Genomic DNA, 15870 nt, shown 5'->3' with positions numbered 1-15870 from the left:
GCTTAACGCTCCTCTCCCATCTTCACGGCTTGATGCACACGCAAGCGTCGAATGTGAATAAAGAGCATAGATGCTCCCATCAACATCATGACACCTACGACCATGTAGAGCTGCATCGTATCCTTCGCTTCAAAGACGATCCGGAAAGGAGGCACCTGCATCTGCGCATTTTCTGTTGCTTGCAGGAACGGCAGGAACAAGCGGCTTGCTACTTTACCAATGATAACGCCTAGTCCGATAGACAGACCAGCTGTAAATAGCTGCTCTAGCAGCAGCATGCCCGTCAATTGTTTACGCGAAAGACCCATTGCTCGTAATATACCAAATTGTACAACACGGCCTGACAGGTTAAAGAACCAGAACAACAAGTACCCAATTAACGAGACAATAATCGAAACGAGGAAGCCCATACTCAAAATACCAAATACGCCACCTCTTGTAGGATGTTTGCTCTGCGTAACTAATTCGGCTCTCACGTCTTTGAATGAAGCAATATCGATGTTCGCTTTTTGCAACGATTCAATAACAGGGCCTAGCTTAGCCCCCTCCTTCATCTTTAGCCAAACTTCGTAAGGCATCATCGGGACTTGATCATAAATATAATCAAGGTTCGCAATAAAGAAAGGTGTCTGATCTGGGTATTGACTTGGCCAGTAAGGTAAAATGGCTACAACAACAAACTCTATCATCTGTTCTTGAATGCCAATGGATACAAGATCCCCCGGCTTCAGTTGATATTTCTCTGCTACGTTCGTTGGAATAATGACACCTTGTTCATAATACTTGCCCAACGCGTCGAGATAACGGAATGGATGCGAAGGGAACATATCGTTGCGGAACCAGGCTACTTTGGCAAAATCCACGTTATCGATGCCCATTAACTTGCCCTGTCCGATCGATCTCCCTGACACGATTACATTCCCTTTCGTTTGAAGGACACGAGCCGCCGCCTCTACACCAGGCTGTTCCTTGAACAACTGGAATGGAGGCTCGTTATAAATGGTCTTTGATGGCTTCGGCTGTTGTCCACCAGGCTTGCCGCCTGAACCCCCGCCTTTTCCAGGATTCGGGTCCGCCTCCGGCGTTCCTTCCCACACCGTCGTAATGACAACATCTGTACCCACATTATAAAGTGTACGTTCCTTCGAGTTCAGATCAATTGTACGAGCTGCTGAAGAGTTGTATACCCCTAATCCAAGCGTTAAAATAAGCAAAATCATAAGCGGGTAGTATGCTTTAGCAGATCGCGACAATTGGGTTAGCGTCAAATACAACGGAAGTGGGAGCATTTTCCCGCCGATCCATTGCAGCAAACGTAAAATCCAGGGAAATAACCTTAAGAAAAACAGCCCTGTTGCAAATATAGCCAACGCAGGAACAAAAAACAGAAACGGCTGCACCTGCAACTGATCTGAGGTCATTCCTGTCTGGAACGACAACATCTGCTGCTGGTTGGATAAATAATAACCGTACCCAGCCAATCCAAGAAGTACAATGTCCAAGTACCATCTTTGCCAAACAGGACGTTTGTTGCGGGCCATCTTTTGACGTAAGTTTACGATAGAAGACCGCGCAAATATTACAGCCGGTATGACACTGGCAAGTATGGCGATCACAACTGCAATGAGTCCAAAAATAATGGCATCTGACGAAAAGCCGATAGGAATTGATTTACGGTTCACAAACTCTAGGAAGCCGTTTGCCGCGCCAATCGATTTTGCCATAAACCAACCGAAGAATGGAGCCACAGCTAACGCCATGCCACCCAATATAACACCTTCGATCAAATACATCACGATGATCTGTCTTGTACTCGCCCCCCGACTTCGGAGCACCGATATATCACTCTGCTGCTTCTCCAATGCTTGGTTTGCATTCATCGCAATAAAATAAAACACCATTGCAATCATCGGTGCTGCAAGTGTAAACAGCATCATTTGTAATTGAAGACTTTGGCTGCGGAACTCGCCAAGCAGCTTCGCAAATGAAAGTTCCAAGTTGGTTCCTTTCATCTTCTGGCTAACTTCAATCTGCATACGCGTAAGCGTACTGTCTAAGGCCGAAATTTGACTCGTCTGAATGTTACGCAAGTCAAATGCATAATACCAGTTCGAAATATGGAGCGGTATTTTTTTCTCTTTTAACAGTGTGTCGTCCATCGTCTTTGACGTTACAAACAGCGTATTCATCATACTTTCCAAGCCTTGCTGCCAATAAGCATCCGTCTCTTGCAACGGCTTAAACGTACCTACAATCTTGACACGAATGTTAATGTTCTGTCCGCCATATATCGGATAATCCAACTCATCACCAACGTGAAGGTCGTTCCGGTACATCGCATCTTCCAGCATAACCGCTTCTACGATACCGTCTTTCTCGCCATCTTTGAACACCCTGCCAATCGTCCAGTCAATCTTGCTTTCGATGTCCGACATGCTAGTTAGGGTCATGTTGCGTACACGGCTAGCGTCTACCTTCGTTGAATCAACCGGAATAACTTCCGTTCCCTTTATCGACTTGCTGTTGACGTAGACTTGGCTAGGAAAGCCAATCTCGCTCTTGACGTCATTCTTAATATAGCTGTCAACGTTAGCCAATGCATTAAGATCCGTCTTAGAACCGCCTGCTCCCTGATACCGCAAGAGCAAGGACCCTGCTGGCATCCCGCCGCTATTTTCTTGCAGCGACTTCGTAACTACTCGCTTTAAGGCGCCGTCAGCATACATCGGAATACTAACGGTAAAGGATACCGCTACAATAAGTCCAACTAGCGTACTTATGGTGAGCCAGCGGGTATTCCACATCTTGCGAAATAAAAATCGTAACAGCGGAATTCCCATTAGCGACCCACTACTTTCTGACCAGGCTGAAGCCCCTGTAATACCTCAATTTCCGTTGATGTCTGCTGACCAATCTCAATATCCACCTCACGCTTGCCTTTCTCGTCCACGACTTGAACGTACGTCCGTGAACCAATGGTCCGCAATGCAGATACTGGAATAACGATGGCGTCTTTCTTCCTCTGGGTAACAATACTTACACTTAACATTTGTCCCCGATTCAGCCCTTTTGGCAGCTTATCAACACCAATGATTACATAATTTTCTAATTTATCGGTCGGCGTCTGACCTGGTAACGGATTTCCATTATTGTTGCCGTCTGGTGAAGAGACTGGCAGTGCCTTAACTTTGCCTTTGACCACACCATCAACGTTGTTAATGCTGACATTCGCTTCCATGCCAATAGATATTCGCTTCTGGTCATCCTTTGACATTTGAACAGCAATCGTCAACCGTGAAGTATCTGCTACAATTGCAATCGGATCATATGCTTTGGAGTTAGCACCCTTAACGGCTGAGACGGAAACAACTGTACCGTCAAATGGAGCAACGAGTGTTCCTTTGGCAATTTCTTTTTCCGCATCCGCGATGCTCTGCAATTTCTCCTGATAGGCGACCTGTGTTTGCTCAAAATCAATCGGGTCCATTTCATCCTTCTTCCGCAACGTTTCTTTCATCTTGGCTTCTTCAAGCCGCAGTTGCAAACGTTGGTTGCGAAGTTCCTTCTGTAGCTTCTCTACATCCAGCGAGGCAATTACTTGACCCGCCTTGACGTTATCGCCATTTTTCACTTTGACTTCCTTAATACGCAGGCCATCAACTGTAAAAGAAAGCGTTTCTTCCTGCTCAGACATTAATTTGCCAGTGGAAGATACTTTCGTTTCCAATGTATTGCGGGTCACCTCATATTCCGGTTTCTTTGATACCGTTGGAGGCGTAATAGTAGGCAATACTTCTTCCTCTTCTTCTTTAGGGAGCAAAGAGCAGGCAGAAGTAAATAACAAGGTGCTTGAAAGGAGCACCAGCATGGCTTTGCGCCAATTGCGCTTCTTTGAATCGTGTGATTTAGGAGACGAATTTACCGTCAACCATTTCGTAGACATGGTCTGCAACCTCCAAAATAGTAGGATCGTGGGTTGTCATACAGATAGAAATGTTTTCAGAGCGAATAATTTGCTGAAATACACCCATGACCTGTGCAACCATATGCGTATCCAAATCAGCCGTCGGCTCATCCGCTAGCAGCAACAGCGGCTTATGGGCGATTGCCTTCGCAATCGCTACGCGCTGCTGCTCGCCGCCTGACATCTCGAACGGACGATGATTCATCCGTTTGCCAAGGCCGACAAGCTCCAGACATTGGCGAACGCGAGCTTTCCACAAATGACGCGGAATATTGGCCATACGAAGAGACAGCTCTACATTCTCATAGGCAGACAACAGCGGCATAAGCGCAAAAGCCTGGAATATAAAGCCGATATCATTACGGCGAGTGATCGTTCTTTTGTCGTCGCTCCATGAGGAAAAGGGCTCTCCCCGGAACCTAATTTCCCCTTTAGTAGGCAGATCAAGACCACCTAACATATTCAGAAGTGTAGTCTTGCCCGAGCCTGAACGTCCTCTAAGAATAACGAGTTGGGCTGGGCGGACTTCCATTTGAATTCCTTTCAGAACATGCAATTTCTGACCACCAACGTTAAAGGTGCGCTCAACGTCTTTAACGAGCAGCAGCGGTTCGTGCGGATTGACATTAGTGCGGAACGGCCATTTATCTTGTTTGTTAGGTTGTTCTATGTATGCCGCTTCTTCTACTGCTTCCGTTGCTTGTTCTGTTTCTCCTTCTGCGATGTTGGCTTGCTGCGTCTCATCTGCCGGATGAACTGGGGTCAAGTCCGCTTCTTTGCCCTGTTTCTTTAAGCGAAGCTTCTTTAACAATGATGTTGCCCCCTTCTCGGACAGGTTCTTAAAATTTCTTCTCAAGTATAAACGAAATGAATGTATGAAAAGTTACAATGATTGTAACGGTTTGACGTACTTTCCATAAAAAAAGTTAGAAAAAAAGGGAGAAATCTGACAACAACAGCCATTACATCACTTGTATTTGGTCCTCTCGATGGTGTGATTGAACTTATTCACAATATAAAGTCGTCTGTTCTTACTGTCAGAATAAATCAAAGTATTAGACTGGAAAAACGATGTAAATTTGTATATTGTGAATTGTCCAACTGGTGCGTATATTCTAAAATTTCTAGTGGAAATCAAATAAGCAGCCAGGTGCAAATGCCTTTGGCTGCTTAACGGATTGTAATATGAAGTGTGACAACTAAAAGCACATAAGACCATTTGAGTTACGTGACCACACAACCATTCATACAGGAGAACTAGGAGAACTAACATGAGCTACTCCCATATTCATATAATTAAACATAGTAGATGTATTTAATTTCTCTATTAATTGACCTTATAACTTGTCTTCCGTATGTTAGTTCGTCTTAATAAAAACGCCGTGATCAATAACTTGCTTTGTATTCTCTTTGATATCATCACTGCTGTAAACCGTCTCATCATCGCCAATTGAAGAATCTTGCTCACTGACACGTTCAAAATCACCAAACTTAGTAACAATACGACTTGTAATCGACTTGCTATACTCTTTTTCCTCCGGTGTTATTTTCATCGGTGCGTAAAAGTATGGATTATTCGGATCATTCTGGGGAACTTTTTCGTTCAGAGGTTTATAAATTGCGTTGTTGTTTCCAAAAACATAGGTAGGAATTTTGGGACCTGCGTAACTTTGGATTACTAATGTAGTCATCACGACAAATGCACCCGCAACCACACTGATTAATAATTTCTTTTTCATCATTGCTCACCTCAAAAAGCGAATTCCCCCCTACTGGAAGCAGAGGGATTTTTTTGTAGCCTACATTTGATCAGTTGTAGTTGTAGTAGGCGTTGGCGAAGCCATTTCCAGCCAATTCATGGTTTCCAACATTGCTAATCACAATTTGATAGTCTCCCGGAAGGACTTGCGTCCAACCAATGGTAGTGTTTTGGCTAGTGTTTTGGCTAGTGTTTTGGCTAGTGTTTTGGCTAGTGTTTTGGCTAGTGTTTTCGCCTGATACTTTAACTGCCGAAGTTCTATTCCCTGTTTCTTTGTTTCGTAGGGAATATTCAACAGCAGGATGATAGCTTGATGATGGGGACCATTGCGTAAGCGTGATATAAATGTCGGTCTTCTTGGTTGTTTTTACGGACTGCTTAGACCAGATATCATTACCTGATCCTAATCCTGTAAATTGATAGTAAATGTCGCTAAGAACAACGAAGTCATCATTTTAAGAAACTTTACTACGATCAACGTTTGTGACAGGGTTGCCAGGCGCTATGTGCACAACTTTCCCCGGAACGATTGGTGTAGGTGCGTAGAAATCATCTGATTGGAATTTAGATACTTGTTGAGCAGAAGCGGGGGAAGATGAAACAGTCAGAAATGGTAATACGCTGAGTGTGGTTGCTAGTGCAACGGCTGCGACAGTTTTTACGAATCTCATGATAAATAAGCTCTTCCTTTAGTTGAATTTTTTTGGAAAACTCGTGTCCATCCTTGATGTGAGTGCTCTAGCTCAAACTTTAGCTGACTGGTTTATCATGTGAGTCAAATATAGCATCACCTAAAAAAGTTGAAAAGGGACTTCATGCCTAATAAACCCTTTTTTTGTTATCCATATGGTTTCATCATTTTCTTCTTTTGTTTATTAGACGATCTCACACGAGAAATGTTACAAAGTTTACTAAACATCTTATAAAGAAAATAAATAAAGTTACATATTGCAAAAAAAGGATACGCAGGCTGATCATTTAAGAATCGTTTATGCTTGAACGTTAATAAGAAATAACTATTTGTTATAAATCGTTACGAGAGTGATGGAGCAAAGAATTACTATAAACTAAAAACTAAGCCCCGTCGGTTTCTCTGAGTTTGTTCTTCTAAAAGAGATACCGTGCACTGCGGGCATACCCATCAATTATTCTGATTATAGGATCCGCATAAGACTATACAAGCTGGTTACACCGCTCCATAGCAAACAAGCTGACAGGACGAAATCCCTGTCAGCTTGTTTGGTGTTTTCATTTGTTTAGCACCGCAACCTACTATGTGCCTCTTTATACGCCCCAAGTCGTCGGATCTTCACGCCATGCTTGCAGCGCACTCAGATCAGACTGTTTAATGACGTTATGATCAAGCGCTGCTTGGATAAGCGCAGAATAATTCGATAGTGTGCGCAGCGTAATTCCCGCCTCTGCAAATGCTTGAACCGCTTTGTCCAACTGATAGCTGAAAATAGCGTATACAGCAAGTGGTTCTGCACCCGCTTCACGGATCGCCTGCGCTGCCTTAATAGAGCTGCCGCCAGTTGAGATCAAATCTTCGATAACGACCACTTTTTGACCAGGACGAATAAGTCCTTCGATTTGGTTTTGTTTTCCGTGTCCTTTTGCTTTATCCCGAATGTAAGCCATAGGCAAACCAAGCTTGTCAGCCACCCATGCTGCATGTGGAATACCTGCTGTTGCCGTGCCAGCAATAACTTCCGCATCAGGAGCAAATTCCTTAATTAACTGCACAAAACCTTCAGCAATGGCGTTCCGAATTTCCGGGTAGGACATCGTTAAGCGATTATCACAGTAAATCGGTGATTTGATGCCAGAAGTCCATGTAAACGGCTCGTTTGGTCGTAGTGCTACCGCTTGAATATCTAGTAAATGCTTCGCAATTGTCAGTTCCAGTTCGTTTGTTGTCATGTTAGACCAGCTCCTTCAAAATAGTTTCCAGCGATTCGCGGGGATTAGCAGCAGCTGTAATCGGGCGACCAATTACAACGTAGTCAGTTCCTTCCGCAAATGCCGCTTTAGGTGTCATAACCCGCGATTGGTCACCAGAATCGCTTCCAGCGGGACGAATTCCAGGCGTTATCGTCTGAAATGATGCGCCGCAAGCTTTTTTAATCAGGGTCACTTCCTGAGGCGAAGCCACTACACCATTCAGTCCTGCTTCTAAACTGGAGCGTGCATAACGAACTACTGCTTCCGATACAAAGCCAGCTATACCGATCTCGTCATTCATCACCTGCTGATTTGTACTGGTCAATTGGGTAACTGCGATAACCGTAGGTTTTATCAATGAAGCATCAGCTGCAATTGCTGCGTCTACACCGTCAATTGCAGCCCGCATCATCTGTACGCCACCCGCAGCATGGACATTAAACATGTCCACGCCCAGTTTTGTCACACTGTTCGCTCCACCTTTTACCGTATTCGGTATGTCGTGCATCTTTACATCAAGGAACACTTTATAGCCCCGTGCTTTAAGCTCACGTACAAAGTCAGGACCCGTTGCATAAAAGAGCTGCATGCCTACTTTCATATAACATGGAATGCCTTCTAGCTGTCTAATTAATTGCTTCGCTGCTTCGGCATTCGGATAATCCAACGCTACCATGATACGACCTGCCATTTGCTCCGTCGCTGCATTTATCAAAATAACAACCCCTTCCACACGATTCTATAATTCCGAATACAAGACCCCGCTCATAGTCCGAGGAGGCCTGATTGGCCTCCTCGCAGCTTTAAACATTTATCTATTTTGCGATTGAATCGTTGGCATAGGGCGTGAAGAGAAATTGATTTGCTCCAACATGCCAAGCAGGGCACCTACCGTGTCCAGTGAAGTCATACAAACGATGCCATTTTCCACTGCCTCACGGCGAATCCGGAAACCATCACGTTCAGGCGTCTTGCCTTTAGTCAGCGTATTTACTACGAAGTGAGCTTCACCGTTACGAATCAAGTCCAATATGTTAGGAGAACCTTCTGTCAACTTTTTCACATGTGTAACATTTAAGCCTGCCTCTTCAAGTGCTACAGCTGTGCCTCCGGTTGCAATAATTTTGTAGCCTAGATTAACGAATCCGCGCATCAATTCGATAGCTTCTTCCTTATCTTTGTCAGCTACCGTACAGATGATCGAGCCTGTTGTTGGAATTTTCATACCTGAACCTACAAGCCCTTTGTACAAAGCCTTGGCATACTGCACGTCACGTCCCATTACCTCGCCCGTCGATTTCATCTCTGGTCCAAGTGTCGGCTCGACACGACGCAGCTTCGCAAAGGAGAACACCGGAACTTTGACAGATACATACTCATCTTCAGGCCACAATCCTTCTTGATAGCCGAGATCATTTAGCTTGCTGCCGAGAATGAGCTTCGTTGCAATATTTGCCATCGGGATGTTCGTTACTTTACTTAGGAAAGGTACTGTTCGGGATGAACGCGGGTTCACCTCGATGACATACACCTCATCTTTATAGATAACAAACTGGATGTTTACAAGACCTATTGTTTTTAATTCTTTAGCGATACGGATCGTAATTTCCACGACCTTTTGTTGTAATTCCGGTTTAAGATGCTGCGGTGGATATACCGCAATCGAGTCACCCGAGTGAACACCTGCACGCTCAACATGCTCCATAATGCCCGGAATCAGCACAGTATCTCCATCACAGATCGCATCAACTTCAACTTCTTTGCCAAGCATATAACGGTCAATCAACACCGGATGATCTGGATTGATTTTGACAGCATGCTCCATGTAGCTTAAAAGCTCGTTATCAGAGTATACAATTTCCATAGCACGACCACCTAGTACATAGGAAGGACGGACAAGCACTGGGTAACCTAGTCCTTGTGCTGTACCAACCGCTTCATCTACTGATGTGACGGTGCTTCCTTTAGGCTGTGCAATGTTGAGACGGGACAGCAGCGCTTCAAAACGTTTCCGATCTTCTGCTTCATCAATGCTCTCAAGGCTTGTTCCCAGAATACGAACACCTTCCTTGGACAGTGGTTCCGCCAAGTTGATCGCTGTCTGACCACCAAACTGTACGATCACACCAATCGGCTTCTCTTGCTCGATTACGTTCATCACATCTTCGAAGAACAAAGGCTCGAAGTAGAGACGATCTGACGTATTAAAGTCTGTTGATACCGTTTCAGGGTTATTATTAATAATTACCGCTTCATAGCCTGCGCTTTGAATTGCCCATACCGCATGTACTGTCGAGTAATCAAATTCTATACCTTGACCGATACGGATTGGACCAGAGCCTAATACGATTACTTTTTCTTTCTTAGAAGGAGTAACCTCATTCTCCGTTTCGTAGGTAGAGTAATAATATGGCGTCGTTGCTTCAAACTCAGCCGCACAAGTATCAACCATTTTATATACAGGAACCAAGCCTTGATCTTTGCGCAGCTTCCGTACTTCTGCTTCCTTAGTCAAGTAGCCCCCAGGGAACGCCTGACTGCGAATTTCTGCGATGGCACGGTCTGTAAAGCCCATTCGTTTTGCTTCATATAATGTTTCATTTGATAGCGTTTCTTCTGCACAAATACGATCCTCGAAGCGAATCATTCGCTCCAGCTTATCCAAGAACCACCAGTCAATGTTAGTTAGGCTTTGAATCTCTTGCAAGGTATACCCTCTGCGATAGGCTTCCGCAATCAAGAACATCCGCTCATCGTCTGGCGCTTTCAGACGTGCATCAAGTGTTTCTTTATCAAGCTCATCCGTCCCTTTTAGGTACAAACGGTGAACACCAATCTCAAGAGAGCGAATCGCTTTATGCATCGACTCCTCAAATGTACGACCGATCGCCATCACTTCGCCGGTCGCTTTCATCTGTGTACCTAGCTTGCGGTTTGCTTGCGTAAACTTGTCAAACGGCCAGCGTGGAATTTTCGATACGATGTAGTCCAGTGTCGGTTCAAAGCAAGCGTATGTTTGACCTGTCACTGGGTTAACGATCTCGTCCAGCGTATATCCGACCGCAATCTTAGCAGCCATTTTGGCAATCGGGTAGCCCGTTGCTTTTGATGCCAGCGCTGAAGATCGACTTACACGAGGATTCACCTCGATAACATAGTACTGGTAACTAAATGGATCGAGAGCAAACTGTACGTTACATCCACCCTCTATATTTAAGGCGCGAATTATTTTGAGCGACGCGGAGCGCAGCATCTGGTATTCACGATCAGACAACGTCTGGCTTGGCGCGACAACAATACTGTCGCCAGTATGAACACCTACCGGATCAAAGTTCTCCATATTACATACCACGATGCAGTTATCGTTCGCATCACGCATAACCTCATACTCGACTTCTTTCATACCCGCGATGCTCTTCTCGATCAAGCATTGACCGATCGGGCTATAGCGAATACCAGATGCTACGATATCACGTAGTTGCACCTCATCATCACAAATGCCGCCGCCCGTGCCGCCAAGCGTATAAGCTGGGCGAACGATAATGGGGTAACCGATCTCATTTGCGAAATCAACCGCTTCTTGAACCGAAGTCACGATAACACTTTCTGGCACAGGCTGTTCCAATTCACGCATGAGCTCACGGAAAAGATCACGGTCCTCAGCACGTTCAATTGCTTCAAGCTGCGTACCGAGCAAACGAACATTTTCTTGCTCCAACACACCTGCACGAGCAAGCTCTACCGCCATGTTAAGCCCGGTTTGCCCACCTAGTGTCGGAAGCAATCCATCAGGACGTTCTTGACGAATAATTTGAGTTACATATTCCAGCGTAATAGGTTCGATATATACTTTATCTGCCATGTTCGTATCTGTCATAATGGTGGCAGGATTGCTGTTAATAAGGACAACTTCCAAGCCCTCTTCTTTCAGAGCTTGACATGCTTGAGTTCCTGCGTAGTCAAATTCCGCAGCTTGCCCAATGACGATTGGACCGGAACCGATAACGAGAATTTTTTTGAGTTCTGTATTTTTAGGCATGTTATTGTTCCCCTTTCAGCTGAGCTGCCAATTCCGCCTGACGCGGAACTTTAGGCAAATTACGTTTGTGTTCGTGGATCATCTCGATGAATTGGTCGAATAAGTAACTGCTATCATGCGGTCCAGGTGCTGCTTCTGGGTGATATTGAACCGTAAAAGCTGGATACTTTTTATGCTTCAGACCTTCGATCGTTTTGTCATTGTTGTTGATATGTGTAACTTCAAGCTCTGTTCCTGCGATGGAGTCCTCAACAACTGTATAACCATGATTCTGGGAAGTGATATAACAACGACCCGTTGCAAGCTCCTTGACGGGATGATTGCCGCCGCGATGGCCGAACTTCAAACGTCCAGTGTCAGCACCGCACGCCAGTGCAAACAATTGATGCCCGAGGCAAATACCGAAGATCGGAATTTCGCCAATTAACTCCTGGAGCATTTTCACCGCATGCGGAACATCTTTCGGATCCCCAGGGCCATTAGAAAGCTGAATGCCGTCAGGACGAAGGCGACGAATCTCATCTGCTGTTGTGTGATGCGGCACCACCACCACGTCACAGCCACGCTGCGTTAATTCGCGCAAAATGCCGCTCTTTGCGCCAAAGTCTACGAGTACAATACGTTCACCATTACCAGGACTAGAGAAAAGTTGTTTAGTAGATGTACGTGCAACTTGGTCTCTAACAATTGGCGTTGCGCCAAGCATCTCTTGCAGTTCTTCCACCGACTTGCTGCCAGTCGCCAGTATCCCTTTCATCGTGCCAAAGTGGCGCAATTTACGAGTAAGCATCCGTGTATCTATACCGCTAATACCAGGAATTCCGTATTCTTTCAGCAAGCGATCTACTGAATATTCAGCGCGCCAGTTGCTAGGAATCTCTTCGTGGCGACGAACGACGAACCCATGCACATAAGGTCGAATCGCTTCGAAATCGTCACGCGTAATACCGTAGTTGCCGATCAAAGGATAGGTCATCGTTACGATTTGGCCACAATATGACGGATCGGACAATACTTCCTGGTAACCAGTAATACCTGTGTTAAATACGACTTCTCCTACTGTTTCACGATCTGCCCCGAATGCCGTACCTGTGAACAGAGTGCCATCTTCCAACAACAATTTTGCTTGCATATACGTCTCTCCTCGCTCTCTCTGGCCTATGTGACTCGTATAAGCCGCATCAATTTCTATCTATATCTGTTTCCTAATACTTTCGTTTACTTGTTATCCGCCCAGACGATTTGACCATCAACAATGGTCATCACGGTCCAACCTTTTAATTTCCAGCCTGAAAATGGTGTGTTACGTCCCTTGCTAAGGAACTGGGCAGGATCAACCTCGCGCTCTGTATCGAGATCGATGACTGCAAGATCGGCTGGTGCTCCCTCTTCCAATTTGCCCGTGTTTAAGCTGAACACTCGTGCCGGATCAGACGTCATTCTTTTGATGAGCAACTGTAGCGGCCAAGCACCTGTCGCCACAAACTTGGTGTACATGAGCGGGAACGCTGTCTCCAAACCGACAATCCCAAACGGTGCTAGCTCCATGCCCTTTGCCTTCTCTTCTTCGCTATGTGGAGCATGATCCGTAACCAAAATGTCAATCGTACCATCTTGGATTGCCTCGATACACGCTTGTACATCACGCGGCGATCGGAGCGGCGGATTCATCTTCCAGTTTGCATCCATAGAAGGGATATCTTCATCTGAGAGAAGCAGATGGTGCGGGCATACTTCCGCTGTTACACGCACACCGACTTGCTTTGCTTGACGAATCAAGCGAATGGATTGTTCTGTACTGACGTGGCACACATGATAATGTACACCCGTAGCTTCAGCAAGCAGTACGTCGCGCCCAACATGAATGGCCTCGGATTCATTCGGAATCCCCTTCAATCCATGCTTGCGGGCAAATTCACCATCCGTAACCGCAGCACCTTTAACGAGAGATTCATCCTCGCAGTGTGCGATTACCGGCATGTCAAGCTTTTTGGCGCGAGCCATTGCATCCTTCATCATCTGGGCTGTCTGCACGCCTACACCGTCATCCGTAAATCCGACGACGCCCGCTTCTTTTAAAGCTTCAAAGTCCGTCAGTTCTCGTCCTAGCTCATTTTTCGTAATCGCACCGTAAGGGAGTACTTTAACGATTCCTTCATGCGCTGCTTTATCCAGCACATACTTTACGGTTTCTGGTGTATCTATAATAGGTCGTGTATTAGGCATACATGCAATTGTTGTATATCCACCTCTTGCCGCCGATCGAGTACCTGTCGCAATCGTTTCTTTATGTTCAAAGCCTGGCTCGCGCAGATGTACGTGCATATCGATAAACCCAGCCGTGACAAACTTTCCATCCACGTCAACCGTCTCGATTTCCCCCGGAATGATTTCCTCTGTAGTTGTTACGCGGCGAATAACACCCTCTTCAACCCAGATATGTGCGCGTACCAGGTCACCTTGCTCGTTCAGAATGCTGGCATTTGTTAGTATATACATCAAATCGTTCTCCTCTCAGCCTGTTCTGCCTTATCGTTAACCTAACCTTATGTCTGAGTTATCTTTACATTAGCTCAATGCACGTTCAACAACAGCCATCCGAATAGGTACACCGTTGCTCATTTGGTCAAAAATCCGTGCCTGCTTGCATTCAACTACCGCATCATCAATCTCAACGTTACGATTAACTGGGGCAGGATGCATTATAATTGCATGCTCTTGCAGTTGGCTTGCTCGCTCAATTGTCATACCATAAGCGGAACGATACTCTTCTGGTGTCGAGAACATGTTGTGTTCATGACGCTCGAGCTGTACGCGCAGCATCATAACCACATCTGACTTGAGCGCTTCATCCATCGTGATGTAGTTAACATCCAATTCATCTGCTCTCATATTGGCTGGTGCACAAAAATGAACCTCAGCCCCAAATTTGCGCAGCGCCCAAAGATTGGATCTAGCCACTCGGCTATGCACTACATCCCCCACAACTGCTACTCTTAATCCTTTTAGCTCACCGAATTGTTTTTTCATGGTGTACATATCAAGTAGAGCTTGCGTTGGATGCTCATTGTTGCCGTCTCCAGCGTTAATTAAAGGCATTTTGACTTGTGCCGCCAATTGCTCGAGCACTCCTGCTGGCTTCAGGCGAATAACACCTGCGTCCATTCCCATCGATTCTAAGGTGCGAACTGTATCATAGACAGATTCACCCTTCTCTACGCTTGATGCTGCTGCCGTGAAGTTGATTACTTCGGCCCCTAGCCGCTTTTGCGCGACTTCAAAGGAGCATCGCGTTCGTGTGCTATTCTCGAAAAACATGTTAGCTATAAATTTATGTTGAAGCTTATCGCTTACTTTTACAGTTTGAGCTTCCCAATAGGCCGCGCGATCCAAAATGGACTCTATTTCACTTCGGTCCATATCTTTTAGTCCTAACAAACTGCGATCCTTTAAGGAACGTTCCATGTGTACTGCTACCATCGACCTTACCCCCTGTTGTGCGCGATTTTAACCTCGTCGATGCCATCAATTTCTTTTAACGCTACTTGTATTTCTTCTGATTTAGAAGTAGGTACATTCTTTCCTACATAGTCTGGTCGAATCGGCAGCTCGCGATGCCCTCGATCGGCCAGTACAGCAAGTTGAATCATTTCCGGTCGGCCGTGATCCATAATGGCGTCCATAGCAGCGCGTATCGTTCTGCCTGTATACAACACGTCGTCGCACAAAATAATTTTTTGGCCATGTATCGGAAAGCCTTCACCAGGTGTCGAACTTGTGTCGATCTCGTTAACCTTACGGTCGTCGCGATACCTTGTTATATCCAGCTCGCCGACGGGAATGCTCATATTTTCGATTACCTGAATCCGCTCTGCAATCCGTTCAGCCAAATAAATGCCTCTGGTGCGAATCCCGACGAGCACGCAATCTTCAATACCTTTGTTGCGCTCAAGAATTTCATGAGCAATCCGAGTTAACGCTCTGCGAATTGCAGCTTCATCCATAATGATGTTGTATTCCATCGTGCTCAATTCGAGCCCTCCCTTCGACTTCTTCTATGTCTTAGCTTCACACGTATTTGAACCTCTATGCGTCACTCGTTCCTTTACCTTTACAGTGCTTCGGGTTCATTCTCCAGCTGTATTTGGATACAAAAAAACACCT

Annotated in this window: 12 protein-coding genes; all 12 read right to left on the bottom strand. The window is 45.5% G+C overall.

What is annotated here, in order from left to right; translation table 11 throughout:
* Positions 1 to 2: 2 nt before the first annotated feature.
* Entirely contained in the window at positions 3 to 2840 is a 2838-nt protein-coding gene (locus H509_RS0110260; protein ID WP_028545006.1) for an ABC transporter permease, read from the bottom strand.
* The gene (locus H509_RS0110255; RefSeq protein ID WP_028545005.1) at positions 2840 to 3943 is read right to left on the bottom strand and encodes an efflux RND transporter periplasmic adaptor subunit; all 1104 of its coding nucleotides are present in this window, start codon (positions 3941 to 3943) and stop codon (positions 2840 to 2842) included. The genes H509_RS0110260 and H509_RS0110255 overlap by 1 nt, the downstream gene beginning before the upstream one ends.
* Positions 3906 to 4634: an ABC transporter ATP-binding protein gene (locus H509_RS0110250; RefSeq protein ID WP_245596054.1), complete on the bottom strand. Its 729-nt coding sequence runs from the start codon at positions 4632 to 4634 to the stop codon at positions 3906 to 3908. The genes H509_RS0110255 and H509_RS0110250 overlap by 38 nt, the downstream gene beginning before the upstream one ends.
* Before the next feature lie 688 nt (positions 4635 to 5322).
* The gene (locus H509_RS0110245; RefSeq protein ID WP_028545003.1) at positions 5323 to 5703 is read right to left on the bottom strand and encodes a hypothetical protein; all 381 of its coding nucleotides are present in this window, start codon (positions 5701 to 5703) and stop codon (positions 5323 to 5325) included.
* Positions 5704 to 6178: 475 nt separating this feature from the next.
* Positions 6179 to 6394 (bottom strand): hypothetical protein, encoded by a 216-nt coding sequence (locus H509_RS27620; RefSeq protein WP_157277610.1) that lies wholly within the window; start codon positions 6392 to 6394, stop codon positions 6179 to 6181.
* Between the two features lie 613 nt (positions 6395 to 7007).
* A complete protein-coding gene (gene pyrE, locus H509_RS0110240) occupies positions 7008 to 7646 on the bottom strand; it encodes an orotate phosphoribosyltransferase (protein WP_028545002.1) in 639 nt (212 codons plus the stop codon).
* Position 7647: 1 nt separating this feature from the next.
* Entirely contained in the window at positions 7648 to 8358 is a 711-nt protein-coding gene (pyrF, locus tag H509_RS0110235; RefSeq protein WP_157277699.1) for an orotidine-5'-phosphate decarboxylase, read from the bottom strand.
* Between the two features lie 120 nt (positions 8359 to 8478).
* Entirely contained in the window at positions 8479 to 11706 is a 3228-nt protein-coding gene (carB, locus tag H509_RS0110230) for a carbamoyl-phosphate synthase large subunit (RefSeq protein WP_028545000.1), read from the bottom strand.
* Position 11707: 1 nt separating this feature from the next.
* A complete protein-coding gene (locus H509_RS0110225; RefSeq protein ID WP_028544999.1) occupies positions 11708 to 12838 on the bottom strand; it encodes a carbamoyl phosphate synthase small subunit in 1131 nt (376 codons plus the stop codon).
* A gap of 86 nt (positions 12839 to 12924) precedes the next feature.
* Positions 12925 to 14205, bottom strand: coding sequence for a dihydroorotase (locus tag H509_RS0110220; RefSeq protein WP_028544998.1), 1281 nt, complete (start codon positions 14203 to 14205; stop codon positions 12925 to 12927).
* Positions 14206 to 14274: 69 nt separating this feature from the next.
* On the bottom strand, positions 14275 to 15186 hold the full coding sequence (locus tag H509_RS0110215) for an aspartate carbamoyltransferase catalytic subunit (RefSeq protein ID WP_028544997.1): 912 nt from the start codon (positions 15184 to 15186) through the stop codon (positions 14275 to 14277).
* 5 nt (positions 15187 to 15191) lie between these two features.
* Positions 15192 to 15728 carry a bifunctional pyr operon transcriptional regulator/uracil phosphoribosyltransferase PyrR gene (gene pyrR, locus H509_RS0110210; RefSeq protein WP_036697187.1) on the bottom strand — a complete coding sequence of 179 codons (537 nt, stop codon included), beginning with the start codon at positions 15726 to 15728 and terminating at the stop codon, positions 15192 to 15194.
* Positions 15729 to 15870 lie beyond the last annotated feature (142 nt).

The sequence above is a fragment of the Paenibacillus taiwanensis DSM 18679 genome (genome assembly GCF_000425125.1).
GTDB classification, from domain to species: domain Bacteria; phylum Bacillota; class Bacilli; order Paenibacillales; family Paenibacillaceae; genus Paenibacillus_B; species Paenibacillus_B taiwanensis.
This window is presented reverse-complemented; position numbering and strand designations above follow the sequence as displayed.